22 protein-coding genes and 1 riboswitch are annotated in these 25441 nt (G+C 62.0%); of the genes, 10 read left to right on the top strand and 12 right to left on the bottom strand.

Annotated features, from left to right (window positions below; all coding sequences use genetic code 11):
• Positions 1-206: 206 nt before the first annotated feature.
• Positions 207-1856 carry a peroxidase family protein gene (locus AC0JZ4_RS17695; RefSeq protein ID WP_471887623.1) on the top strand — a complete coding sequence of 550 codons (1650 nt, stop codon included), beginning with the start codon at positions 207-209 and terminating at the stop codon, positions 1854-1856.
• A 13-nt stretch (positions 1857-1869) separates the two neighbouring features.
• Here AC0JZ4_RS17695 and AC0JZ4_RS17690 read toward each other — a convergent pair whose 3' ends face one another.
• On the bottom strand, positions 1870-2913 hold the full coding sequence (locus AC0JZ4_RS17690; protein ID WP_471887622.1) for an aldo/keto reductase: 1044 nt from the start codon (positions 2911-2913) through the stop codon (positions 1870-1872).
• Between the two features lie 206 nt (positions 2914-3119).
• Here AC0JZ4_RS17690 and AC0JZ4_RS17685 point away from each other — a divergent pair, with 206 nt between their 5' ends.
• The 8 genes from AC0JZ4_RS17685 to gmk all read left to right on the top strand — a co-directional run bounded on the left by AC0JZ4_RS17685 (position 3120) and on the right by gmk (position 11239).
• Complete coding sequence (locus AC0JZ4_RS17685; RefSeq protein WP_471887621.1) at positions 3120-4406, top strand: Nramp family divalent metal transporter; 1287 nt, start codon at positions 3120-3122, stop codon at positions 4404-4406.
• Between the two features lie 107 nt (positions 4407-4513).
• A complete protein-coding gene (gene fabD / locus AC0JZ4_RS17680; protein ID WP_471887620.1) occupies positions 4514-5470 on the top strand; it encodes an ACP S-malonyltransferase in 957 nt (318 codons plus the stop codon).
• 113 nt (positions 5471-5583) lie between these two features.
• Positions 5584-6321, top strand: a complete 738-nt coding sequence (gene fabG / locus AC0JZ4_RS17675) for a 3-oxoacyl-[acyl-carrier-protein] reductase (RefSeq protein WP_471887619.1) — start codon at positions 5584-5586, stop codon at positions 6319-6321.
• 286 nt (positions 6322-6607) lie between these two features.
• The gene (locus AC0JZ4_RS17670) at positions 6608-6844 is read left to right on the top strand and encodes an acyl carrier protein (protein ID WP_003502080.1); all 237 of its coding nucleotides are present in this window, start codon (positions 6608-6610) and stop codon (positions 6842-6844) included.
• A gap of 121 nt (positions 6845-6965) precedes the next feature.
• Positions 6966-8228: a beta-ketoacyl-ACP synthase II gene (fabF, locus tag AC0JZ4_RS17665; protein WP_471887618.1), complete on the top strand. Its 1263-nt coding sequence runs from the start codon at positions 6966-6968 to the stop codon at positions 8226-8228.
• A gap of 129 nt (positions 8229-8357) precedes the next feature.
• Positions 8358-9620, top strand: coding sequence for an endolytic transglycosylase MltG (gene mltG / locus AC0JZ4_RS17660; protein WP_471887617.1), 1263 nt, complete (start codon positions 8358-8360; stop codon positions 9618-9620).
• Between the two features lie 53 nt (positions 9621-9673).
• Positions 9674-10561, top strand: a complete 888-nt coding sequence (locus AC0JZ4_RS17655) for a YicC/YloC family endoribonuclease (RefSeq protein ID WP_471887616.1) — start codon at positions 9674-9676, stop codon at positions 10559-10561.
• 3 nt (positions 10562-10564) lie between these two features.
• Positions 10565-11239: a guanylate kinase gene (gmk, locus tag AC0JZ4_RS17650; protein WP_471887615.1), complete on the top strand. Its 675-nt coding sequence runs from the start codon at positions 10565-10567 to the stop codon at positions 11237-11239.
• Here the strand turns inward: gmk and AC0JZ4_RS17645 are convergent, their stop codons facing one another.
• The 5 genes from AC0JZ4_RS17645 to AC0JZ4_RS17625 form a co-directional block, all read right to left on the bottom strand.
• Positions 11240-12019 carry a class I SAM-dependent methyltransferase gene (locus tag AC0JZ4_RS17645; protein WP_471887614.1) on the bottom strand — a complete coding sequence of 260 codons (780 nt, stop codon included), beginning with the start codon at positions 12017-12019 and terminating at the stop codon, positions 11240-11242.
• 8 nt (positions 12020-12027) lie between these two features.
• Positions 12028-12801: an ABC transporter ATP-binding protein gene (locus AC0JZ4_RS17640; protein ID WP_471887613.1), complete on the bottom strand. Its 774-nt coding sequence runs from the start codon at positions 12799-12801 to the stop codon at positions 12028-12030.
• Positions 12798-13814: a FecCD family ABC transporter permease gene (locus tag AC0JZ4_RS17635; protein WP_471887931.1), complete on the bottom strand. Its 1017-nt coding sequence runs from the start codon at positions 13812-13814 to the stop codon at positions 12798-12800. Before AC0JZ4_RS17635 ends, AC0JZ4_RS17640 begins: the two co-directional genes overlap by 4 nt.
• An 11-nt stretch (positions 13815-13825) precedes the next feature.
• Complete coding sequence (locus AC0JZ4_RS17630; RefSeq protein ID WP_471887612.1) at positions 13826-14839, bottom strand: ABC transporter substrate-binding protein; 1014 nt, start codon at positions 14837-14839, stop codon at positions 13826-13828.
• Between the two features lie 81 nt (positions 14840-14920).
• Positions 14921-15940 (bottom strand): ABC transporter substrate-binding protein, encoded by a 1020-nt coding sequence (locus AC0JZ4_RS17625; RefSeq protein ID WP_471887611.1) that lies wholly within the window; start codon positions 15938-15940, stop codon positions 14921-14923.
• A gap of 143 nt (positions 15941-16083) precedes the next feature.
• A riboswitch (cobalamin riboswitch) is annotated at positions 16084-16280 on the bottom strand.
• A 167-nt stretch (positions 16281-16447) separates the two neighbouring features.
• On the opposite strand from AC0JZ4_RS17625, the gene zigA reads away from it, so the two are divergent.
• Entirely contained in the window at positions 16448-17653 is a 1206-nt protein-coding gene (gene zigA / locus AC0JZ4_RS17620; protein ID WP_471887610.1) for a zinc metallochaperone GTPase ZigA, read from the top strand.
• Positions 17654-17676: 23 nt separating this feature from the next.
• On the opposite strand, the gene rsmA is transcribed toward zigA, so the two are convergent.
• From rsmA to AC0JZ4_RS17590, 6 genes are all read right to left on the bottom strand, one after another.
• Positions 17677-18522 (bottom strand): 16S rRNA (adenine(1518)-N(6)/adenine(1519)-N(6))-dimethyltransferase RsmA, encoded by an 846-nt coding sequence (rsmA, locus tag AC0JZ4_RS17615; protein ID WP_471887609.1) that lies wholly within the window; start codon positions 18520-18522, stop codon positions 17677-17679.
• On the bottom strand, positions 18522-19544 hold the full coding sequence (gene pdxA, locus AC0JZ4_RS17610) for a 4-hydroxythreonine-4-phosphate dehydrogenase PdxA (protein ID WP_471887608.1): 1023 nt from the start codon (positions 19542-19544) through the stop codon (positions 18522-18524). Before pdxA ends, rsmA begins: the two co-directional genes overlap by 1 nt.
• Positions 19545-19574: 30 nt before the next feature.
• Positions 19575-20507: a SurA N-terminal domain-containing protein gene (locus tag AC0JZ4_RS17605; RefSeq protein WP_471887930.1), complete on the bottom strand. Its 933-nt coding sequence runs from the start codon at positions 20505-20507 to the stop codon at positions 19575-19577.
• 144 nt (positions 20508-20651) lie between these two features.
• Positions 20652-22985, bottom strand: a complete 2334-nt coding sequence (locus tag AC0JZ4_RS17600) for an LPS-assembly protein LptD (RefSeq protein WP_471887607.1) — start codon at positions 22983-22985, stop codon at positions 20652-20654.
• Positions 22985-24073 (bottom strand): LPS export ABC transporter permease LptG, encoded by a 1089-nt coding sequence (gene lptG / locus AC0JZ4_RS17595; protein ID WP_471887606.1) that lies wholly within the window; start codon positions 24071-24073, stop codon positions 22985-22987. The genes AC0JZ4_RS17600 and lptG overlap by 1 nt, the downstream gene beginning before the upstream one ends.
• Positions 24073-25251, bottom strand: a complete 1179-nt coding sequence (locus AC0JZ4_RS17590) for an LptF/LptG family permease (protein WP_471887605.1) — start codon at positions 25249-25251, stop codon at positions 24073-24075. Before AC0JZ4_RS17590 ends, lptG begins: the two co-directional genes overlap by 1 nt.
• Positions 25252-25441 lie beyond the last annotated feature (190 nt).

The following is a 25441-nucleotide window of genomic DNA, read 5'->3' as shown; positions in this document are numbered from 1 at the left end:
GAGGCAGGGGCGATATGCGGCTTTTGGTTAAGCGAGTGCAGCTGCAGCTGAGCTATTCATGGCCGCTGCTGTATTGAATTGATGCATCCATAGATAGATATGTGCGTTTTCTGAATAAAATCCAAAGTTGCAAATATAAGGATTGGGCGTATCGTTTCCAGCGGCGCGATGATCGCGCTTTTCTGAACTATGTCGGAGGGGAAGCCATGCATCATGGGCAGAAGAATTTCGAGATAACTGCACCGCGATCAAAATTCTACCAGGGCGGTTTCGGTCGCCTCTTTCAAGAGCTGGAGCCTTGGGCGCCCGATGGCGTGCTGGAATACAAGCTGGAGGAGCATTTTCTGAAAGTCGCGACCGATCTCATGTCGGAGGTCGTCGACGGGACACCGGATGAACTCGCCGCTGGTGAGACGCCTGCAGCTGCCGGCGCGCCCGGGGCCGGCAATTCGTCGCTCCCCTCCGGTTATGTCTATTTCGGCCAGTTCGTCGATCACGATATCACGCTCGATGTGACGCCGCTGAGCGATGCGGAAACCGACCCGAACCGGTTGCATAACTTTCGCACGCCGCGCCTGGATCTGGACTGTCTTTACGGGCTGGGGCCGCAGGCGCAGCCTTATCTATACGAACACGTCGGCGGAAAGTTCACCGGCAAGTTTCTGACGTCGCCGATCTCCGATCCGAAATTTGAAAACATCCCGGCACCCATAAGGGATCTTCCGCGCAACAATGCCGGTGCGGCGTTGATCGGCGACCCGCGTAATGACGAGAACGCCATCGTCGCACAGGTGCATACGGCATTTCTGCTGGCACACAACACGTTGGTTGACCGGGCGAAGCAGCAGGCCGGGGCAAATGCGCCCTCAGGTGATCAGCTGTTCGCTGTTGCCCGCAAGACGCTGAAATGGCTCTATCAATGGATCGTCTGGAACGACTATGTAAAAAGGATCTGTCGCGCGAAGGTTCATGAGATCGCGTTGAAGAAGGAAAAGCAGGGCGATGACCGGCTGATCTGGAAGCTGGGCTACAAGGACGATGTCTTTCACTGGAAGCACCAACCCTTCATGCCGCTCGAATTCTCGGTGGCTGCCTATCGCTTCGGCCACACGCTGGTGCGCAATGCCTATCAGACGAATGCTTCGGCGGCGGCGGGTTTCAGTACGTTTTTCCCGATCTTCACGACGAAGAAGGTCGGGCCGACCGAGGATCACGGCATCTCCGGCGGTCGCCCGCTGACGATGCGGCGTGTGATCCAGTGGGACTGGTTCCTCAACATGAATTCGTCTGCCGCAAACCTGTTTCCGCAGCGGGCCCGAGCCTTCGATACGAAGCTGTCGCGAGCGCTCCTGCATATGCCGGAAGATCCGGACAAGCCCGGTGATCCCAAGCGTGTCCTCAACGTGCTGGCCGCACGAAACCTCGTTCGCGGAGTGAAGATGAAGCTTCCGGCCGGCGCGGATGTGGCGCTTGCCCTTGGCCTTGAGCCGATCTCGCTTGCCGAGGGCGAGCCCAAAACGCTCTGGTACTATGTCTTGAAGGAGGCGGCCGATGCGGGAGCTTCGGGAGGATCGGGCAATGAACTCGGCGTCATCGGTTCGATCATCGTCTGTTCCACCTTTGCGGGCCTGCTGAAGGGCGATCCGTTGTCATGGTTCAATATCGAACCCGGTTGGCATCCGAGCAAGGATCCGCTTTTGAAGACGGACGACAATGTCGATCATCCCGGTCCGTCGCATTCTGCCGACAATAATGAATGGGGGCTGCCGGCGATCATCCGGCTGGCGGGCCTGCCAGTCGATGGAGCGGATGTCGACGGTGTCACGGCCAGGCCCGCAGGTGCGGGCCTGGTCTGATCTTCCATCCGCGTCAGATCGGCATGGGATACCGGCGATAGACTTCGGCAATGTCCTTCAGCGCGGCCTCCGACAGCGTCACATCGGCCGCGCCGATATCGGTGGCGAGCTGTTCCATCGTCGTGGCGCCGATGATGACGGAAGCCATGAACGGGCGCGTCAGGCAGAAGGCGATGGCCATCTGGCTTGGGTCGAGGCCGTGCTTTGCTGCGACGTCGACATACGCCTTGACCGCCGGTTCCTGCAGCGGCTGCATGCGGCCGCCGAGGTCGGTGTTGATCGTGCCGCGCGAACCGTGCGGCACCGCGCCTGCGAGATACTTGCCCGACAGGAGGCCGGCTGCGAGCGGCGAATAGGCCAGCAGTCCGACACTCTCGTGATGGGCGACCTCGGCAAGATCGAGATCGAATGTCCGGTAGAGGAGGTTGTACTCGTTCTGGATCGAGGCAACGCGCGGCAGGCCCTTTTCTTCGGCGATCCTGGCGTATTGCATCGTGCCCCAGGCCGTCTCGTTGGACAGTCCGATCGCGCGGATCTTGCCCTCCTTCACCAGCTCTCCAAGCGTTTCCAGCTTTTCCGTCACGCTTTGCAGCGCCGCCGGGCCGTCCTGTGTCGAGGCGTCGAAGGTCCAGGAGCCGCGGAAATGGTAGTGGCCGCGGTTCGGCCAGTGGATCTGGTAGAGATCGATATAGTCCGTCTGCAGCCGCTTCAGGCTGGCATCGACCGCCTCGCGGATCGTCTCCGGCGTGATCGGACGGCCATCGCGGATATGCGGGCGCCCGCCGCCGGCAATCTTTGTCGCCAGCACAATGTCGTCGCGCTTGCCGCGCTGCTTGAACCACGTTCCGATCAGCTCCTCGGTGCGGCCATGGGTTTCTGCGCGCACCGGCGTGGTGGGATAGAGTTCGGCCGTATCGAAGAAGTTGACGCCGCTTTCGACGGCATAGTCCATCTGGGCGTGGGCTTCCGCTTCCGAGTTTTGCGAACCCCACGTCATGGTTCCAAGGCAGATTTCCGAAACGGAGATGCCGGTCCGGCCGAGTGTATTGAATTTCATCAGAAAAGTCCTGTCTTTCGAAGGCTCGGACTTTAGGCCGGATTTGCTGCAGCGCAAGGCTCAGGGCTGTCCGAATTGTGTCGAGATCGCGAAAATTTTATGTCGAAGGGGTCGCAAATGCTGAAAAAGTTCTAATTATCGCCAGGATGCCGAGTGTGCGCGCATAAAATTCACTTAGAGGAGAATAAATTTGCGGAGGAGTTTTCATGGCTGATAATGCAGTGCAATATGATGAGCGTGGCTTTCCCGATGCTGGCGATCCACCCAAAACGGGCCGCTGGAAGCTGATTGGGCCCGGCATCGTCGTGGCCGTCACCGGCGTCGGCGCCGGCGATCTGGTGGCCACCCTGATCGCAGGTTCGCGCTTCGGTTACGCGCTGCTCTGGGCGGCCGTCATTGGCTGCATCGTCAAGATCGCGCTGGCCGAAGGCTCGGCCCGCTATCATCTGGCGACCGGCTCGACAATGCTCGACGGCTGGAAATCGCTCGGCAAGTGGACGAGCTGGTATTTCGGCATCTACATCATGATCTGGGGTTTCGTGTACGGCGCGACCGCCATGAGCGCCACGGCGCTGCCGCTCGCGGCTCTCTTTCCCTTCCTGCCGCTCTGGGCCTGGGCCATGCTGTCTGGCCTCGTCTGCGCCGCCTTCGTCGCTTTCAACCGTTATGAAGTCTTCGAAAGCGTGATGAAGATCTTCATCGCAATCATGTTCGTCATCGTCGTCGGCATTGCCATTCTGGTGGTTCCGGATGTCGGTGCTGCCTTGACCGGCCTCGTTCCCACGATCCCCGAAGGGTCCGCCATCTATACGCTCGGCCTGATCGGCGGTGTCGGCGGCACGATCACGATGGCCTCCTACGGTTACTGGGTGAATGCCAAGGGCTGGCGCACGCCCGCCTGGATGGGCGTCATGCGCCTCGACAACCGCGTCGCCTATATCATGACCGGCATTTTCGTCGTCGCCATGCTGATCGTCGGCGCGGAACTGCTCTACACGGCGCAGATCGCTCTTTCGACGGGTGACCGCGGCCTACTCGATCTCGACAAGGTTCTTCAGGATCGTTTCGGCCCGTTCGTCGCCAAGGCCTTCCTGTTCGGCTTCTTCGCCACCACCATCTCGTCCATTCTGGGTGTGTGGCACGGCGTCTCGCTGCTGTTTGCCGATTTTGTCCGCACCATGCGCGGTGGCGAGAGCGGCTCGCGTGAAGGTCTGGAAAAGACGCCTGCCTTCAAGTTCTACCTGTTCTGGCTGACGATCCCGCCGATGGCGCTTTTGTGGTTCGGTCGCCCGTTCACGCTCGTCATCATCTACGGAGCGCTGGGTGCCTTCTTCATGCCGTTCCTGGCGATCACTTTGATCTGGCTGCTGAACTCGTCGCGCGTACCGAAGGAATGGCGCAACGGCTGGCTGTCCAATGGCCTGCTCGGTGCATCCGCACTGCTCTTTGCCGTGCTGTGCATCAACGAGGTCATCGGCCTGATTTCCGGTTGATTGCTGCCTGAACACCCGAGGCCGGGATGCTCCCGGCCTTGACTCTGCGGGGCTTAATGTGAATGGAAGGGCAAAATATAAGCCCTGCAAGGGAAGGAAAAGGCCCCATGAGCGCCCCAAAGAGCATCGCATTCACATTTCCCGGCCAGGGCAGTCAGGCCGTCGGCATGGGCAAGGAACTTGCCGACAGCTTCGCCGAGGCCCGCGCCGTTTTCGAGGAAGTCGACGAAGCGCTCGGCCAGAAACTGTCCGACATCATGTGGAATGGCCCGGAAGAGACCCTGACGCTAACCGCCAATGCCCAGCCGGCATTGATGGCCGTTTCGATCGCCACCATGCGCGTTCTCGAAGCGCGCGGCCTCGTGCTTGCGGATCACGTCGGTTACGTCGCCGGACATTCGCTGGGTGAATATTCCGCTCTCTGTGCCGCCGGCACCTTTTCGCTCTCCGATACCGCCAAGCTCCTGCGCATCCGCGGCGATGCCATGCAGTCTGCCGTTCCGGTCGGGCAGGGCGGCATGGCCGCGATCATCGGCCTGGAACATGGCGACGTCGAAGCAATCTGCGCTGAGGCGAAGGCTGAAGGTGTGTGCCAGATCGCCAACGACAATGGCGGCGGCCAGCTCGTCATCTCCGGCGCCAAGGCAGCCGTCGAAAAGGCCGCAAGCCTTGCCACCGAAAAGGGCGCCAAGCGCGCCATCCTGCTCGCCGTGTCCGCACCCTTCCATTCCGATCTGATGGCTCCCGCCGCAGACGCGATGCGCGATGCGCTCGCCAGGGTCGAAAAGAACAGCCCCGTCGTGCCGGTTGTCGCCAACGTGCGCGCCGCTCCGGTATCCGACGCGGCAACCATTGCCGATCTGCTCGTAACCCAGGTTACCGGCCAGGTCCGCTGGCGCGAGACGGTGGAATGGTTCGGCGCCAACGGCGTCACCACACTTTACGAAATCGGCTCCGGCAAGGTGCTGACGGGTCTTGCCCGCCGCATCGATAAGAATATCTCCGGCGTAGCCGTCAACACCCCGGCCGATATCGACGCCGCAATCGCCGCCATTCTCGGCTGATCCGGATCGCGAGTAGCGAATAGCGAATGGCGAATAGTTTTTCGCTTCGCCAATCCGCCTCTTTCTACTCGCCATTCGCTACTCCCTATTCGCTCTTGAAAGAGGAACCCATCATGTTTGACCTGACCGGCCGCAAGGCCCTCGTTACCGGTGCGACCGGCGGCCTCGGCGAAGAGATCGCCCGCCTTCTCCACAAGCAGGGCGCCATCGTCGGCCTGCACGGCACCCGCGTCGAGAAGCTGGAGGCGCTGGCCGCCGAGCTCGGCGACCGCGTCCACATCTTCCCGGCAAACCTGTCCGACCGCGCCGAGGTCAAGGCGCTCGGCGAGAAGGCTGAGGAAGTGCTCGGCGGCGTCGACATTCTCGTCAACAATGCCGGCATCACCAAGGACGGCCTGTTCGTGCGCATGTCGGACGAGGACTGGGATGCGGTGCTTGAAGTGAACCTCACTTCGGTCTTCCGTCTGACGCGCGAATTGACGCATCCGATGATGCGTCGCCGCCATGGCCGCATCATCAACATCACCTCGATCGTCGGCGTCACCGGCAATCCGGGCCAGACCAATTACTGCGCCTCGAAGGCAGGCATGATCGGTTTCTCGAAGTCGCTCGCCCAGGAAATCGCCACGCGTAACGTCACGGTCAACTGCGTTGCCCCTGGCTTCATCGAGAGCGCCATGACCGGCAAGCTGAACGACAAGCAGAAGGATGCGATCATGGGCGCGATCCCGATGAAGCGCATGGGCGCCGGATCGGACATCGCATCCGCCGTTCTCTACCTCGCTTCCGATGAGGCGGGCTACGTCACCGGACAGACGCTGCATGTCAACGGTGGCATGGCAATGATCTGATTTGCCGTCGTTTGCGCCCTAAACCAGTGGAGAACAAGGGTTCTAGGCTGTGGGAGGGCGCAAATTCTGGCTTTGCGGAACAGTTAAACCGTGTTAAGCGGGCCATGACTGTGAAAATGTCACCCTGAAATTCAGGTCGTCACATTGCGTGAGCATCGTTGGCGGAACCGGATGAGGGGGGATTGGGTTTGCCGGCATCGGCACCCGTTAAGGTGCAGTTGCAGGTTTAACAGGATGTGGATGCCATAGCGGCATCCAGGAAAAGATAAAGGTCGAGGAAACCGACATGAGCGATATCGCAGAACGCGTTAAGAAAATTGTCATTGACCATCTCGGCGTTGATGCCGACAAGGTTGTCGAAGGCGCAAGCTTCATCGACGATCTGGGCGCGGACTCGCTCGACACCGTCGAACTGGTCATGGCTTTCGAAGAAGAGTTCGGCGTTGAAATTCCGGACGACGCTGCCGACTCCATCCTGACCGTCGGCGACGCTGTCAAGTTCATCGAAAAGGCACAGGCCTAATCGACGACATATCGGGGACGATGGCTCGCTTTGCGCGGGCGTCGATCCCTTATGACGGCCCGCTAGTTCGGGCCGTTTCAGTAACTGGAATTCTGAAAAGATAGAAGGTGGGACGCTGGCGATGAGGCGTGTCGTTATCACCGGTACCGGCATGGTATCACCGCTCGGAAGCGGAACGGAAGTCACCTGGCAGCGTCTGCTTGCCGGCCAGAATGCCGCAAGGCTGGTTACCGAATTCGAAGTCGAGGATCTGCCGGCGAAGATCGCCTGCCGCATCCCTGTAGGCGATGGCTCCGACGGCACGTTCAATGCCGACCAGTGGATGGAGCCGAAGGAACAGCGCAAGGTCGACCCTTACATCCTCTACGGCATGGCCGCCGCCGACATGGCGCTGCAGGATGCCGGTTGGCACCCTGAAACCGATGAAGACCAGATCATGACCGGCGTCCTGATCGGCTCCGGCATCGGTGGTCTCGAAGGCATTGTCGAAGCGGGATATACGCTCCGGGACAAGGGCCCGCGCCGTGTATCGCCCTTCTTCATTCCCGGCCGTCTGATCAATCTCGTGTCCGGCCAGGTCTCCATCAAGCACAAGCTGCGCGGTCCGAACCATGCGGTCGTGACCGCGTGTTCCACCGGCGCGCACGCGATCGGTGACGCAGCGCGGCTGATTCAGTTCGGCGACGCCGACGTGATGGTCGCCGGCGGTGCCGAATCGCCGGTCTGCCGTATCGGTCTTGCCGGTTTTGCCGCCTGCAAGGCGCTGTCGACGCAGCACAATGACGACCCGCAGAAGGCCTCGCGCCCCTATGACCGCGACCGCGATGGTTTCGTCATGGGCGAAGGCGCCGGTGTCGTGGTTCTGGAAGAGCTGGAACACGCCAAGGCGCGGGGCGCCAAGATCTATGCCGAAGTCGTCGGTTACGGTCTGTCTGGCGATGCCTATCACATCACCGCACCGTCGGAAGATGGCGATGGCGCATTCCGCTGCATGACCATGGCGCTGAAGCGCGCCGGTCTTGCCGCCGCCGATATCGATTACATCAACGCTCACGGCACCTCGACCATGGCCGACACGATCGAACTTGGCGCGGTTGAGCGCCTCGTCGGCAATGCCGCCTCGAAGGTCTCCATGTCGTCGACCAAGTCGGCGATCGGCCACCTTCTCGGTGCCGCCGGTGCTGTCGAGGCGATCTTCGCGACGCTGGCGATCCGCGACAACATCGTGCCGCCGACGCTCAATCTCGACAACCCGGATGTCGAGACCGCGATCGATCTCGTGCCGCATACGGCACGCAAGCGCGAGGTCAATGTCGCGCTCTCCAACTCCTTCGGTTTCGGCGGCACCAACGCGTCGCTCGTCCTGAAGCGTTACGAGGCCTGATCAAAAGGCCGTGGAGCCTTTATTCGCCGGCTGGACACAGCGTCCGGCCGGCGTCATTTTTGCGAACCTGCTTTTGCCGTATTGCTTGGTCAGAACGCAGGCGATGATTCTGACTGATGAAAGCGGGGGGTGTGCGTGAGCAATTCCAATTCTGTAGGCGAGCTTCCCCCAGGCGGCGGCAATGGCAACGGTAACGGCGGCAATGGCGGCCCGATCATTCCGAAATCGCCGAATGAGGCCCTGAAGCCCGAACGCGTTCCAGCGCCGCCCAAGCGCTCCAGAAAGGCGCGCAGCCAGCTCGTCATCTTTCTCAATTTCCTGATGACTTCGATCGTGCTTGTCGCACTCGCCGGCGCGGGCATCTTCTACTACGCGCTTTCGACCTATCAGAAGCCCGGCCCGCTGGAAGCCAATGCCAATTTCGTCGTGCGCGAAGGCGCCGGCATTGCCGAGATTTCCAATGCGCTGGAGCGCAACGGCATTGTCGAGGACGCCCGCATCTTCCGCTATATCACCGCGGTTCACCTCGGCTATGCCGGCGGCTCGTCCAACAGCCGCCGCAGCCTCAAGGCCGGCGAATACGAGATCAAGGCAAATGCCTCGATGAAGGATGTCGCCGATACGCTGGAATCGGGGCGCTCGATCCTCTACTCGATCTCCATGCCCGAAGGCCTCACCGTTCGCCAGATGACGCTGCGCCTGATGGAGGACCCGATCCTCGAGGGTGAGCTCCCTGCGGAACTGCCGCCGGAAGGCGCGCTGCGTCCGGATACCTACAAGTTTTCCCGCGGCACCAACCGCGCCGAGATCCTGTCGCAGATGCGGGCCGCCCAGGACCGGTTGATCGATCAGATCTGGGAGCGTCGCGACCCCGACCTGCCGATCAAGACGAAGGAAGAATTCGTCACGCTCGCCTCGATCGTCGAGCGCGAAACGGGCAAGGACGACGAGCGCGCTCACGTCGCTTCCGTTTTCTTCAACCGTCTCGACAAGGGCATGCGCCTGCAGTCCGACCCGACCATCATCTATGGCCTGTTCGGTGGCGATGGAAAGCCATCCGACCGTCCGATCTATCGCTCGGACCTGCAGAAGGAAACGCCCTACAACACCTACCGCATCCGAGGCCTGCCGCCGACGCCGATCGCCAATCCTGGCCGTGCGGCGCTTGAAGCCGTTGCCAACCCGTGGCGCACGACCGACCTCTATTTCGTCGCGGATGGCACGGGTGGTCACGTCTTCGCCCCGACGCTGGAAGAGCATAACGCCAATGTCCGCCGCTGGCGCCGCATCGAAGCCGAGCGCAAGGCCGGCACTGCGGCCGCGAGCCAGGAGGAAGAGGTCGTCGACGGCCAGCCGGATGGCGCCGACGCCGAAAAGCCCGCCGCGAACTGATCATATTGCTGCCGCCTCGAAAGGGCGGCAGTCCGCATTTTGGAGTGAGTTGAATGACATTGCAGTCGATGACCGGTTTTGCACGCAACGAAGGGGTAAGCGGGCGTAGCCGCTTCGCCTGGGAGCTTCGATCCGTCAACGGCAAGGGCCTCGATGTGCGTCTGCGTCTTCCGCCCGGCCTTGAACGGCTGGAGCAGGATGTCCGCAAGCTCGTCGCCGAAAAGCTCGCCCGCGGTAATGTCCAGGCCTCCCTGTCGATCTCGGTCGAGCAAACCCGCATGGAAGCGGTGGTCAACCGCGAGGCGCTCGATGCCGTCATGGCGCTGCGCGGCGACCTGCAGGACGTCATCGACCCGGCACCGCTGCGTCTCGATACGCTCCTCTCCATCCGTGGTCTTGTCGACATTCGCGAGGCCGACGAAGGCGAGGAAGCTGTCGCCTTGCGCGACACGGCAATCCTCGCCGGGCTGGACGCTGCGCTCGAGAACCTGCAGCAGATGCGCCAGACGGAAGGCGCAGCCCTTGGCGGCGTTCTCAAAGGCCAGATCGGTCGCATCGCTGAATTGACACATGTCGTCGAAGCGGACCCCGCCCGCAGTCCGGACGAGATCGGTAAGCGCCTGTCTCAGCAGGTCGATCAGCTGCTGCAGGACAAGGCCGGCCTCGACCGTGACCGTCTCTATGCCGAAGTGGCGCTGCTCGCGACGAAGGCGGACCTGCGCGAAGAGATCGACCGGTTGAAGGGCCATGTCGTTGCTGTCGGCGATCTGCTCGACAACGGCGGCCCGATCGGCCGCAAGCTCGACTTCCTTGCACAGGAATTTAACCGGGAATCGAATACCATCTGTTCCAAATCCAATTCCGCTGCTGTAACGGCAGCAGGAATAGAACTGAAGGTCGTGATCGACCAGTTCCGCGAACAGGTCCAGAATCTGGAGTAAGAGATGAGCCCGGCACCGACTCCGTCAGACAAGGCAGATGCCAAGATTGCCCGGCGTGGGCTCATGCTCGTTCTGTCGTCGCCTTCCGGTGCCGGAAAGTCGACGATCGCAGGCAACCTGCTGAGAGACGATCACAGCCTGGAAATCTCCGTCAGCGTGACGACGCGGGCCAAGCGCCCGAGCGAGATCGCCGGCACGCACTACCATTTCATCTCGATCCCGCAGTTCGAGCGCATGCGCGACAATGGCGAGCTGCTGGAATGGGCGGAGGTTCACGGCAATTTCTACGGTACGCCACGCGAGCCGGTGGAACAGGCGATGGCCGAAGGCCGCGACATGCTGTTCGATATCGACTGGCAGGGCGCGCTGCAGCTGCAGGAAAAGATGAAGGCCGACATCGTCTCCATTTTCGTCCTGCCGCCGACGATGACCGAACTGCAATCGCGTCTGCACCGCCGTGCGGAGGACTCGGAAGAGGTCATCCGCACGCGGCTTCTGAACTCCCGCGCCGAGATCGAGCATTGGCGCGAATATGACTATGTCATCGTCAACGACGATCTCGATGAGGCTTTCGGCCACGTCAACTGTATCGTCAACGCCGAGCGCGTCCGTCGCGACCGCCGCCACGGCCTGTTCGATTTCGTCGGCACGCTTCTGACGGAAGAGCCGAAACTCTGATCAGGCGGGCTTCTGCCCCGAAATCGCGAACCGGTGCTGCAGCGTCGAGGCGAGGCCCTTGCGTGACATGAGCGATATGCCGCGCGCCTTCCTGATGTCGGAGAGATCTGTATCGATCTCGAGTGCGGCAAATCCCGCGTTTTCGAACAGCTTCACCGTATCCTCCGCCCGGATGCCTTCGCGGAAATGAACCTGCGAGACTATTCTCTCGTGGTTCTGCCATTGCTCGGGCGTCAGCAGGCTATGGCCGTCCTTCGGCTTGCCAAGATAGCGGTCGAGCAGCGGCAGCAACCGCTCCAGCCAGTGCTTGCGCACGAAGTCGCCGTCGATGATCAGCAGGCGGCCGCCGGGTTTCAGGAGGCGCAGCCATTCCGAAAAGGCCTTTTGCGGATCGGTGAGCGTCCAGACCAGATGTCTTGCGATGATGACGTCGTAGGCATTGTCCGGCTCCATCGTCTCTTCCGCATCGCGGGTGAGGAATTTGATCGCCGCACCCGCATCATCCGCCTTGCGCCGGGCGCGTGCCATCATCGCCTCGGTGAAGTCGAGACCGGTTACCTGAAAACCCAGCCCGTGCATCAGCATCGTCATCACACCGGTGCCGCAGGCGAGGTCGAGCGCCTGCCGGCCTGCACCTTCGCCGAGATGCCGGCGTATCAGCCGGCCCCAGGCCTCCATCTCCGTCTCGCGGGCAATGCCGTGGCCGGGGCTTGCGTCATAGGTTTCGGCCCGGATCGTCCAGTAGGCGCGGATATCGTCCTTGATCGACCAGTTCTGCATGCGTCGTCCTACATCAGGAATTGGATATGAAGCCGGCCGTGATGGGCCGAGGTCGAGACATGCGCCTCGACGGCGAACACGTCGGCAATCAGCCTCTCGGTGAGGATTTCGGCCGGTGTGCCGCAGGCAACCAGCTTTCCTTCCGCAAGAACCGCAATCCGGTCACAGAAACGGGCGGCGAGATTGAGGTCGTGGATCGCCACGACGGTCGTGACAGAAAGCCCCTCGACCAGCCGCAGGATGTCGATCTGGTGGTGGATGTCGAGATGGTTGGTTGGCTCGTCGAGGATGAGCACGGAGGGCGACTGCGCCAATGCGCGGGCCAGCTGCACCCGCTGCCGTTCGCCGCCCGACAGCGTATGCCAGAACTGCTCGCGGCGATCATCGAGCCCGACGCGGACAAGCGCCTCCTCCACGATCCTGTCATCCTCGCCGGTCCAGGGGGAAAGCGCCGAACGGTGCGGCGTGCGGCCGAGCTTGACGACGTCCAGAACTGTGACATTGGCCTCCGTCATCGAATGCTGTTCGACCACCGCCACCCGGCGGGCAAGCTCACGGCGACCGAAAGCGCCGATTGCCCTCGCATCCAGCGTGATCTCTCCATTTGCCGGTGCACGCAGCCCGGCAAGCAGGCGGATCAGCGAGGACTTGCCGGAACCGTTCGGGCCGATCAGCCCGAGCGTCTGGCCGGGCTCGACATCGATCGTCACGCCATCGACGATGACCTTGCGGCCGGCAAGCCAGCGCACGGCCGTCGCGGCGAGTTTGGGATGGTCGCTCATGCGGCCCTCCGTGCGCGATAGAGGATGACAGAGAAGAACGGCACGCCGACAAGCGCCGTGACCACGCCGATGGGCAGCACCTGTGGGGCGATAATGATCCGCGAGACGATGTCTGCGACCACCATGAACAGCGCGCCGACGAGCGCACAGGCCGGCAGCAACCGCATATGGCCGGGACCGACGATGAAGCGGGCCGCATGCGGAATGACGAGGCCGACAAAGCCGATCGCGCCGACCATGCTGACCATGGTCGCAGTCATCAGCGCGGTGACGAGCAACAGCACGACGCGCACGCGGCCCACGGCGATCCCGAGCGAACGGGCGGCGTCCTCGCCGAAGGTGAAGGCGTCGAGTGCGCGCGAGTGCCAGATGCAGATGATGAGCCCGACGGCGACGACGGAAGAGGCGAGTGCCACCTCCGGCCAGCGCACGCCGGCAAAGCTGCCGAGCAGCCAGAACATCACGCTGCGCGCCTGTTCGGCATTGGCGGAGGTGGAGACGATATACGAGGTGAGTGCATTGAAGAGTTGCGAGGCCGCCACGCCGGCCAGAATGGTGCGATCCGCCGTCTGCCGGCCGCTTGCCAGCATGACGACGAAGGCGAAGGCTAAAAGCGCGCCGCCGAAGGCACCGACAGAAAGCGAGATCGCCCCGCCACCGAAGCCGAGCAGCATGACCGAGACGGCCCCGGTGGAAGCGCCGGCCGAGATGCCGAGAACGTAAGGCTCGGCCAGCGGGTTGCGCAGCAGCGATTGCAGGATCGCACCCGACAGCGCCAGCCCCGCGCCGCAGAAGGCGGCGACGAGCGAGCGCGACAGGCGGTAATCCCAGATCACTGCCTCCTGGATGCGCGGCACCGCGATATCCGTCAGGCCGAGCCGGTTGGTGACGGCGGCAATCGTCGTCTCCATCGGGATCGTCATTTCGCCGATCGCCACACCGGCGGTGATCGCGATGAACAGGGCGACAATGACGATGAGCACGCCGGCAATGCCGGCGAGCCACGGTTTGATGCGTGATGGGGTCACTTCAGCAATCCGAACCTGCCAAGAGCATCCGCGACGATTTCAAGCCCGTTGATGGTGCGGATCGTCGGGTTCATCGCCTGCGCATCCATCTCCACGATACGACCGTTTTCGACCGCATCGAGCTTGCTTGCGACCGGATCTGTGGAAAGGAACTGTTTCTTGGCGGCAGGATCGTCTGCCGTCTGGTTGCGGCGGTCCATCGTGCCGATGACGATGACGCTCGGGTTGTCTGCCGCGATCGCCTCCCAGCCGATGAGCGGCCATTCCTGTTCGGATGTGACGATGTTCTTTGCGCCCAGCACTTCGGTGATGTAGCCCGAGGCGCCGTTCTTGCCGGCCATCCAGGCGTCGCCGGCAAGTTCCGGCGAGGAGAACCAGTAGACGAGGCTGACATCCTTCGCCTTGTCGGCCACACGGGCGCGCACCGAGGCCTCGCGACCTTTCAGTTCGGCGATCAGCGCTTCACCACGGTCGGCGACGTCGAAGATACGCGAGAGTTCATCGATCTCCTGATAGAGCAGGTCCATGGAAAACATCTGTTTGCGCGCGCCATCCGAGACGGCATTGTCGGTCACGGTGCAGTCGGTCGGCGAGACGTAGCTCGGCACGCCGAGATCGGCAAACTGCTGGCGCGTTCCCACACGGCCCTGCGGCCCGACCGAGGTCAAGAACTGTGCGGCGATGAAATCCGGCTCGCGGGCGACGACGGCCTCGAAATTCGGCGTGTTGGCGGCGATGCGGTGCACCTTGGCGTTATCCGCCGCAAGCGCTGGCAGAACCGGAGACACCCAGATGGCGCTGCCGGCCATGCGATCGGCAAGGCCGAGCATCAGCAGGATCTCGGTGCTGTTCTGGCCGAGGCCAACGGCCTTTTGTGGAGGCTTTTCGATGACGATGTCCGCGCCGCAGTTTTCCAGCGTCAGCGGATAGCCGGCCGGGGCGGCGAAGGCTGCGGAGGAAAGGGCGGTGAAGGGGAGCGCGATAAGGGCGGCGATCAGGCCGGATTTCATGGTCTGTCCTTTCGGAAGGGCATGGACATGCGAAAGAAGCGTCACGCCCACCGTGAGGCAGGCGCGACATAAGGGGCTTGTTCAGTTCGCAAGTCCGAAGGACTGGATGCCCTTTGCCAGGATCTCGATGCCTTCGATCGTGCGGATCGTCGGGTTCATCGACTGTGCGTCCATCATCACGAAATGCCTGTTCTTCACCGCGTCGAGTTCGCTGACTACCGGATCGGTTTCGAGGAAGGACACCTTCACCGCCGGGTCGTCGGCGGCATAGCGGCGGCGGTCCATGGTGGCGATGACGATCACGGCAGGGTTGGCCTCGGCAATCGTTTCCCAGCTGACCAGCGGCCATTCCTCTTCGGTTGTCACGACATTCTGTGCGCCGAGCGTCTTGAGGATATAGGCCGGCGCGCTGTTCTTGCCGGCGATGAAGGCGTCTCCCTTGGTTTCTTTGCTGGAGAACCAGAAGACCACCGGCAGGTTCTTCGCTTCCGCGCCCTTGATCGAGGCGACGGCTGCGGCTTCGCGGGTCTTCAGATCGGCGATCAGCTTGGCCCCGCGGTCCTGCACATCGAAGATCTGCGCCAGCTCACCGATCTGGCGATAGATCAGGTCCATCGTAAACAGCTCCTTGCGCACCCCGTCGCCACCATCGGTGTTGGTCTTGGCAACGCAATCGGCCGGCGAGATGTAGGTGTTGACGCCGATATCGGAAAACTGCTCGCGCTTGGCGACCGAACCCATCGGGCCGACATGCCATTCGAACTCGGCGGCGACCAGATCCGGCTCCAGCCCGACGATGGATTCGAAGCTCGGGTCGTTATCGGCAAGCCGTTTGATTTTGGCGTTGACCTCGGCATATTCCGGCAGAACCGGACCGACCCAGACGGCGGTGCCGGAGACTTTGTCGGCGAGGCCGAGCGAATAGAGCACTTCCGTCATGCCTTGGCCGATGGAAACCATCTTGGCCGGAGCCTTGTCGAAAGTGATCTGCTGGCCGCAATTCTCAAGTGTCAGCGGATAGCTGGTCGAGGCGGCGAAGGCTGTTGCGGGAAGTGCCGATGCGGAAATCGCAAAGAGTGCGGCGATAAGGCCGAGTTTCATGTCCTGTCCTTTCAAGGGAAATGGCTTTGCCGGGATGAAAGGCAGGACGATGCAAGGCCGCGTTTGCGGTCCACATCAGGATGGCGGGCGACAGTGTCGCTTGCGTCATATCATTCTCCCGCCGGAACACCTCGTCCGGTATTGGTTTTAGCCTCGCTGCGGCAGGTCTCCTGACTCGCGGCTCGAACGCTGCCCGTCGCCTTCCCGGTTCGAGAACCAGTGGCTGTGACGAAAAGCTCGCCGCTTACAGTTGCGAGGGCAGTCGCGGGATCGGTTTTGATAAACCTCACCGCGTTCCCTTTTCATCTGCGAATGCAGAACCGTAGCGCAGCCTTGATAGGAGACAGGCCAAAGCTTGTCTAGTGATTTGGGCTTGTCCGTTGACTTGCGCACGACCGGCCCGCCGCCCCGCCGGACGTCATGTCTTCTCTACAAGGCTTGACGGCAGTCGCTGCTTGTGATTTCGTAATAGTATAACGTAACAAATGACGCAATGGGCTTTTGCAAATGAAAGACAAACTTCCCGTCACCGTGCTCTCCGGCTTTCTAGGCGCCGGCAAGACGACCATGCTCAATCACATCCTGTCGAACCGCGAGGGCATGCGGGTGGCGCTGATCGTCAACGACATGAGCGAGGTCAATATCGATGCCGCACTGGTGCGCGATGGCGGCGCCAACCTGTCGCGCACGCAGGAACAGCTGGTCGAAATGACCAATGGCTGCATCTGTTGCACGCTGCGCGACGATCTTCTGCAGGAGGTGAGGGCGCTCGCCGAACAGGGGCGGTTCGATTATCTGCTGATCGAATCGACCGGCATTGCCGAGCCGCTGCCGGTGGCCGCCACATTCGATTTCCGCGACGAGAATGGTCTGAGCCTGTCGGACGTTGCGCGGCTGGATACGATGGTCACCGTTGTCGATGCCGCCAATCTGTTGAAGGATTACGGCTCCGGCGACTTCCTCGCCGATCGCGGCGAGACGGCGGGCGAGGGCGACAACCGCACCATCGTCGACCTCCTTGTCGAGCAGATCGAGTTTGCCGATGTCGTCGTCCTCAACAAGATCGGCACCGCGACCCCTGACGACCGCGACGCCGCGCGAAAGATCATCGTGGCGCTCAATCCCGATGCAAAATTAATCGAGACGGATTTCGGCAAGGTGGAATTGAAGGACGTGCTGGGCACCGGCCGCTTCGATTTCGACAAGGCAGAGCAGCACCCGTTGTGGTTCAAGGAACTGCATGGTTTCAAGGACCATGTGCCGGAGACGGAGGAATATGGCATCCGCTCCTTCGTCTACCGCGCCCGCCAGCCTTTCGAGCCCGAAAAATTCCAGCGCTTCATCGATCGCTCGTGGCCGGGCGTCGTGCGGGCCAAGGGCTTCTTCTGGCTGGCGACGCGGCCGCATTTCGTCGGCGAGATCAGCCAGGCGGGGGCGCTGGTGCGCACCGGCCGCACCGGCATGTGGTGGTCGGCCGTGCCGAAGGAGCGTTGGCCCGACAGCCCGGAGTTCTACAGGATGATGCAGCCCTATCTCGATCCCGTCTGGGGCGACCGGCGGCAGGAAATCGTCTTCATCGGCACCGATACTATGGATCAAGCGCGGGTCACGGCAGAGCTGGATGCGTGCCTGATCGAGGCGGATGGGTTTACGCCGGAAAACTGGGCGAACCTGCCGGATCCCTTCGCAGTATGGGAACGGCAGGCATCATGACCCGGTGACAGGGGCGGACGCGTTTAAAGCGCGTTCGCCAGCGCCACGAATTCTGCAACGGAAAGCGTTTCCGCACGGCGCTGCGGCTCGATGCCGACCTTGGCGAGCAGCGCCTCGCCGCCCACCGGCTTCAGGCTCTGGCGCAGCATCTTGCGGCGCTGGCCGAAAGCCGCCTGGGTAATGCGCTCCAGCTTGTTGACGTCGCAGGGCAAAGGATTTGCCTTCGGCGTCAGATGCACCACCGTGGAGTTAACCTTGGGCGGCGGTGAAAATGCCTGCGGCGGCACGTCGAACACCATATGCGCATCGGTGCGCCAGCCGCAGATGACGCCCAGCCGGCCATAGTGATCGTCTTCCTCGTCGGCGACGATGCGCAGGCCGACTTCCTTCTGGAACATCAGTGTCAGGCTTTCCCAGAAAGGCGGCCACTGTCCGTCTTCCGGCAGAAGCCAGTTCAGCAGCAGTTGCGTGCCGACATTATAGGGCAGGTTGGCGATGATCTTCACCGGCCCGCCATCGGCCTTCTCGGCGGCGAGAGCCTTGAAATCTGTCTTCAGCGCATCGCCTTCGATGACTTCCAGCCTGCCCGGATAGAAATCCGAGACTTCCGCCAGAACCGGCAGCGTACGGGGATCGCGCTCGACGGCAATCACCTTCTTCGCGCCGAGTGCGAGGATGGAGCGTGTCAGGCCGCCGGGGCCGGGGCCGACCTCGAACACGGTGACGCCATCGAGAGAACCGGCCGAGCGGGCGATCTTCTGCGTCAGGTTCAGGTCGAAGAGAAAGTTCTGTCCGAGCGATTTCTTCGCATCGAGGCCGTGGCGCTGGATGACGTCGCGCAGTGGCGGAAGTCCGTCGAGTGTCGCCATCAGCTGGCCATGCCCTTGCTTTTGCCGGCCAGATCGCCGGCGAGTTTCAGTGCTTCTACAAGGCTTGTTTCGCGAGCGATGCCCTGTCCGGCAATGCCGAAGGCGGTGCCGTGATCCGGTGATGTGCGGATGAAGGGCAGGCCGAGCGTCACGTTGACGGACGTGTCGAAGCCGAGCGCCTTGGCCGGGATCAGCGCCTGATCGTGATACATGCAGACCGCCACGTCATAGCGGGCACGCGCCTCGTCATGGAACATCGTGTCGGCAGGCAGCGGCCCGAACACATGCAGGCCCTCCGTGCGCAGCTTGACCAGCGCCGGGTGAATGATGGTCTGGTCCTCGCGGCCGATCGCGCCATCCTCGCCCGCATGCGGGTTGAGCCCGGCGACGGCAAGGCGTGGTTTCTCGATGCCGAAGCGCGTTTTCAGATCATGCGCGGCGATGCGGCAGGTCTCGAGGATCAGGTCCTCGGTCAGCGCCGTGGGCACGTCCTTGATCGGGATATGGATGGTGACCGGGATGGCGCGCAGCTTCGGTCCGGCCAGCATCATCACCGGTAGTACAGGCTTGCCCGTCGCCTTCTCGGCGAGATGCGCAAGAAACTCCGTGTGGCCGGGAAACTCGAAGCCGGCTTCGTAGAGAACCGACTTGGCGATCGGATTGGTCACGACCGCCGAGACGTGTCCGGCAAGGCAGAGATCGACGGCGGTTGCGATCGCCGCGATCGTCGCCCGCGCGGTCGCCACATGGGGCTCACCGACGGCGACATCCGCGCCCGCTGCTATCGGCAGGACGGGCAGGGCCGTGTCGAACATGGAAAGAGCGGTTTCCGCCGTCGCCTCGCGGATCGGCACGTCGAGATCGAGCATACCGGCGCGGGCTTTCAGCACCGCCGGGTCGCCGATGAACAGGAAAGGCGGAATGCCGTTCTGATCGCGTGCCGCCCAAGCGGCGAGTGTGATGTCGGGGCCTATACCGGCAGGATCGCCCTGGGTTAAAGCGAGCGGGCGATCGAATGCCATGTAAGCTCCGGAAGACGGAATGAATGGTGGTCAGCGAAGCTCGATCTGCGCCTTGGAGCGCAGTTCGTCGAGATACTTCTTGCTGTTGGCGTTGTCGCCGATTTCCTCGGCCTTGCTGAGGTCTTCGGCGCGGAATACGGCTTCGGCGGCAAGATCGTCGGAAACCTGGCGCTGGTCGCAGATCGCCAGAAACTCGACGCCGCGCTCGCTGATCTTGGTCGCGGTCGTGCCGTTGGATGCCTTCTCGATCAGCGGCTTCCAGTCATCCGGCAGATTCGGCGTCATCACGCGGCCGAGGTCGCGTACCGAAACATCGAGCATCGTCGCTGCAAACTGCTTGGCCTGATCGCAACCCGGAAACTTCGAACGCGACGCTTCCGCCTCGGCCCGGCGCTTGTTGAGGATCGCATTGCGCTTGGAGGCTGGCACGACGAAGATGACCTGCTTGAGGAAATACTCGGTGGTGACAGGCTTTTCCTTGCTCTCCATCATGCGGCTGACAAGCTCCTGGCCCGTCATGCGGCTTCCGCCGCCGCCATAGCGCGCATTCAGCAGACGCGGCCAGCTCATCTGCACGGCGATGTAGCTTTTGAAATGCTCGGCAGTGACGCCCGCCTGGTTGAGCACCTGGGTAATCTGCGGCGTGGTCATCTTGTTGCTGGCGGCAAACCGGGCGAAGGACGCATCCACATCCGCCGTGCTGACCGACATCCGCACGCGGGCGATTTCCTGGCGCTTGAGGGATTCCTCGATCAGCGCGTCGCGGGCCGTCTTCGTGTCGGCCTTCTGGCGCTGCAGCCGCAGGAAGGCGGCGCGGCGGGCGACATCGGCCGTGGTGATCGGCACACGATTGACGACAGCCGCCACTCCGCTGGTCGACTGTGCCGACGCGGCGATCGGATCGATGACGATCGAAGCTGCCAGCGCGGCCATGGCAATGGCCAGCCTGCGTGTTCCGGTCACTCCAAACATCTGTCAACTCCCTTGTAGGTGGCGCGTTTTCAACGGATTTCGGGCCGTCTTTTACTACAGGCCCGACCGGATGCGCAATCGTTGCGGCAAAACGATGACGGCCCCGTGATCGGAGCCGTCACATTTTCGCGACTGTTACTGGTAGCGGAAACTCTGGTCCTGGTCGTAATCGTCCGTCGAGCCGATGTTGACGTCGCCGAGCGTCCTGAAGCTCAGGCGGGCACCGATCGACCAGTCGTTCGCATCGGTCGTGTCGCCGGTCTTCTCGGTATAGGCAAGCGAGAAGATCATGCACTCGTCCGCATAGCTGATGCCGATGCCGCGGCGGGTGAGATCGTTCTGGTCCAGATCCCAGGTGGCCTTGCCGGACAGCGACCAATTCTCGTTGATGCGCAGGCTCATCGATTTTTCGAGAATGTTGGTCGAGGACGTAGAGCCGTAATCCGGCTGTGCTGCGACCTTCGTGTAGACGAGTTCGCCCGATACGCGCGGCGTCTTGTAGTCGACCGCGACATCGGTACGGCGCACGTCGAGCGTGTCCTTGTCCAGACGCGTGTTGGTCGACAGGCTGATGCCCTGCGGCAGGTCGATCGCGGCCATCGCGACGAAGTCGGAAACATCGTCTTCGAGGCCGGAATTGGCGCCTGCGGAAACCAGGTCGGCGCTGGCAAACGAATTCTCGCCCGCCAGCTGGTAGGACTGGCCGAAGATGCTGCGCAGGCCGATGCCGTTGTCGAAGGAGCCGGTGTAGCGAATGCCGATATTGGCACGCGTACCGCCTTCGATACGGTCATAGCCGGAGAACTTGTCGCGTTCGAAAAGGCTGGTGGCGTCGAAGACGAAGCTCTGTGCGTCCTCGTTCGGCAGGCCGCCGGCCATCTGCTCGTCCGGGCGTGCATAAAGCTGCGCAATCGGCTCGATGATATGGGTGCTGCTGCCGGCCGTGATCAGGAACGGATAGCGGGCTTCCAGACCTGCGGTCGCCATGTAGCGGCCGCTCGGATCGTTTTCGAGCCTGCCGTCATAGTTCGTTCCGGCACTCGAAGAGGTGCTGCGCAGACCGTCGCCGCGAAGCGCGAACAGCGGCGTCAGCTGCAACCCCATGCCGGTGGTGAAGGTACGTTTCCACTCTGCCTCGGCGGTGATGCGCGTATAGCTGCCCTCGAGGCCCGGGAAGCGGTAGTCGCCACCCAGTTCATAGAGGTCTTCCTCGCGCCGCGACAGGTTGGTCAGGTTGGCGTTGAACATCAACTGGCCGCCGGCAAGCGGCTCAGGTGCATACCAGCTGTAGTCGAGAACCGGGTAGACGACCGCCTGCTGACGCTCCAGCCGGCTCGTCTCTGCATCGTCCTGCACGTCGAAGTAATAGGCGCGCAGGTCGAAATTGTTGCGGGCGCCGAGACCGGTCAGATAGGCCTGATTGGTGATCGTCTCGCTGTCGAGATCCTGAAGATCGTAAGTACGCGAGAAATTGTTGTCGCTCTGCGCCATCACGTCCCAGCCGAAGGTCCAGCGGGGGTTGATCTGGAATTCGCCCTTGGACGCAGCCATGAAGCGCGTATCGGCTTCCCGGTCGCTGCCGGCGTCGAACGAATCCGGGTTCTGCTGGTTGATGCCGGCGAACCGGAACGTGTGATCTCCGCTTTCGAAGCGATTGCGGATCTCACCCTCGAGCAGAAGCCCCTGGTTGGTGTAGTAGGTCGGCGTGATCGTCGCATCCATGCTCGGCGAAAAGACATGGTAATACGGGATGCCGAAGCCGAAGCCGAGATTGTCGTCGGCGCTGAAGCGCGGGAACAGAAGCCCGGACTTGCGCTCGACGGTTTCGTCGGGAACCGTGATCGGGAAGGGCAGGCGGCCGAGCGACATGCCGAACAGTTCGAACTGCGCGTTTTCCAGCCGGATCGTGTGGGCCTTGCCGTCGCGGATGACGCGCTGTGCCTTGACCTGCCACAACGGCGCCTTTCCGGGCGTCTCGGCGCAGGGAAGGCAGGCGGTGTAGACGGTGTTGTTGAGCACCATCAGGTCGCCGCTCTGACGCTCGGCGCTTTCGGCCGCAAGACGGGTATTGTCGGTCGTCTCGACCCTCAGCGAGTTCAGGAAGCCCTGGCCGAAGTCGTTGGTGACGTCGAGTTCGTCCGCATAGACGCGCGTGCCGCCCGGCTCGATCAGTTCGATATTGCCGGTTGCCATGACGCGGCCGCTGTTCTGGTCGTATTCGACCCTCTGGGCGACCATGCGGTAACGATTGTAATAGATCTGCACGCCACCGCGAGCGGTGACACGCTGGGAATCCTGATTGTAGACAAGCTCGTTGGCGCGCAGAAGCATCTTCGCGTCATCGGACTGAGCCGGCACGAGACCTTGAGCGTAAGCCAGATCGGAGCTGATGCCACATACGAACGCGGACACACCTGTCAGCAGGGCGGCGGCAAGCCGTCTGATATTCTTGCGGTTACTGACCGCCACTAGCCGTCCTCCTGATGAAGCAAGATCGTAGCTCCCACCGCTGTCGCGACGACGACTGGTATCCAGACCGCCACGAAGGGAGGGATTGCCCCGCTGCTTCCAAACGCTTTCACAAGCACGCTGACGACATAAAGCACGAAGCCCGAAACTATGCCACCCAGAATCATGGAGCGAGACTGTGCGAAGCGACTGAATTTTAACGATACTGTTGCAGCAATGAGAGTCATGGCCACGAGCAGTACCGGCAGCGATAGCAGCGAATGAAACTGAGTCTCAAGCGCCTTTGTTGAGATGCCGAACGAGCGGCCGACTTCGATCTTGCGCGAAAGCTCAAGGAAGCCAACGGTTTCGGGCTGCGCGACGCTCTCCTGAATGTATTCCTGTTTCAGGTTGGTACGAACCTGCACCGTAGGCTTGCGGGCCGGAATCTCGCCTGGCCTGTTCTCGAGCACATCGGTAAGAAGCCAGTAACCATCTTCCAGTTTTGCCGTCGCGGCATCCTGCCTGAGCGTCACGCGGCTGTCGTCGTCGAAGTGGAAAACCACGACATCGATGAGTTCGGTCCCGTTGTTGCGGTAGCTCTTGGCGCCGATGATGACATCCTCGTCGCCGCTGATCTGGCGGATCCATGGCACGAACCTGCTGGCGCGTGCCTTGTTGCTGCTTTGACGCCAGTCGGCTTCCAGCGTTGCCGATTCGCGCTGGCCCCAGGCGCCGAGCGGGCTGATGACGAACAGCGTGAAGAGGCCGAGCAGGAAGGCGCCGAGAAGGAACGGCGAGGCGAACTGCCAGACGGAAATGCCGGCGGCGCGCGTCACCACCAGCTCGTAGCGGCGATTGAGCGCGATCAGCACGGTCATGCCGATGAACAGGCTGAGCGTCGGGATCGTCTGCTGCAGGATCGACGGCAGGCGCATCAGCGTCATCGCCAGCGCACCGAACACATTGTAATCCGTCAGGTCGGAAAGCCTGCGCGTCGTCTCGCTGAAATCGGCCAGGAAGATGATGCCGCTGACGCCGAGCAGGAACCAGAAGGCGATGGCAATATAGCGCTTGAAGAAATAGCGGCCGAGTGTGGAGAAGATCATCAGGCGGCACCTCCGCCGGATTTCGCTGCCGACCGCGACAGCCGTTTCTGCAACGGGCCGGTCATGCGGCTGAGGCCGCGGCCAACGGCATCCGGAACCTTGATCTGGCGATTAGTGGCCAGCATGTAGATGGCGATCAGCGAAGTCACGATCGGCACCCCGTAGGCAGCCGGCACCCAGGCGGCGCTGCGCTCCGTCAGGTTGGTGACCGAGAAGCCCATCCAGCGGATGGCGAACGCGACGACGAGCCCCCAGATCATCGGATGCACGCGTGCCTGACGATGCGATCGGCTGCTGCCGGCGACGACAAGCGATACGAGCGCAAAGGCGATCGGATAGAGCCAGTCGGAAAGACGGCGATGCAGTTCTGCCCGGAAACTCTCGGGTGAACGCTGGTAGGACGGGTCGCTCTGATCGGGATTGATCAGGAATGAAAGGTCGCGCTGGCCGGCATTGAGCGGCATCGGCCCCTCCGACTTGGTCATAGCCGACAGGTCGAACGCGTAGGAGACGAACTTGACGATGGAGATGCGGCCATCGGCGGTCTTGCGGTGCACTTCGCCGTCACGCATGGTCAGCGACGTGCCGCCCGGATCGACCGAACCTTCGCGCGCATAATAGATGAGGTCGAAATTCGGGTCGCGATAGTCGACGACGAACAGCCCCTTCAGCAGGCGGCCGGAATGACGCTCCGAGATCTGCACATAAAGGCCGGGCTCGATGGTGCGGAAGGATTTCTCCTCGATCACCGACGAGAGAAGATCGGCGTAAGCGGCTGCGATCATCGAGCGGACACCTTGCCGCGACAGCGGCTCGGCAAAATTGGTGACGGCGAAGGAAAACAGGCTGAGCACGATCGAAAGCGCGATGACCGGGCGATAGAGGATGCTGCGCGATGCGCCGGCCGCGTCGATGACCGGCAGCTCCGAGTCGTTGTTCATCGCCGTCAGCGTCTGGGTGATGCCGATGACAAGCGCGAAAGGCATGACGACGGGCACGATGGTCGGCAGAATGAAACTGGCGAGCAGCATGAACGAGCCCATCGACTGGCCACTGTCAGTGACCAGATTGATGCGCCCGAGCACCTGGATCGTCCAGATGATCGTCAGCACCGGAACGAGTGCCACGAGGAACATCTGGAAAATCCGGCGCAGGATGTAAGTTTCGAGAAGCTTCATTCCCGCCCGTCTATTGCTGTTTCGCCATTATCGGAAGGCGACCGAACCGCGCCTATCTAAGTGATCGGCGGGGCATTTTCGACAGATGCCATGTCACAAATATGTTGGCTAGGCGCGTTTTATTTTTTGTTGTGACTTTCGGACAAGCTGCATCGCTCGTGAACCATGCCGCGCTTGCCCGAACCATGCC

Source organism: [Rhizobium] kunmingense (assembly GCF_977018605.1).
This window is presented reverse-complemented; position numbering and strand designations above follow the sequence as displayed.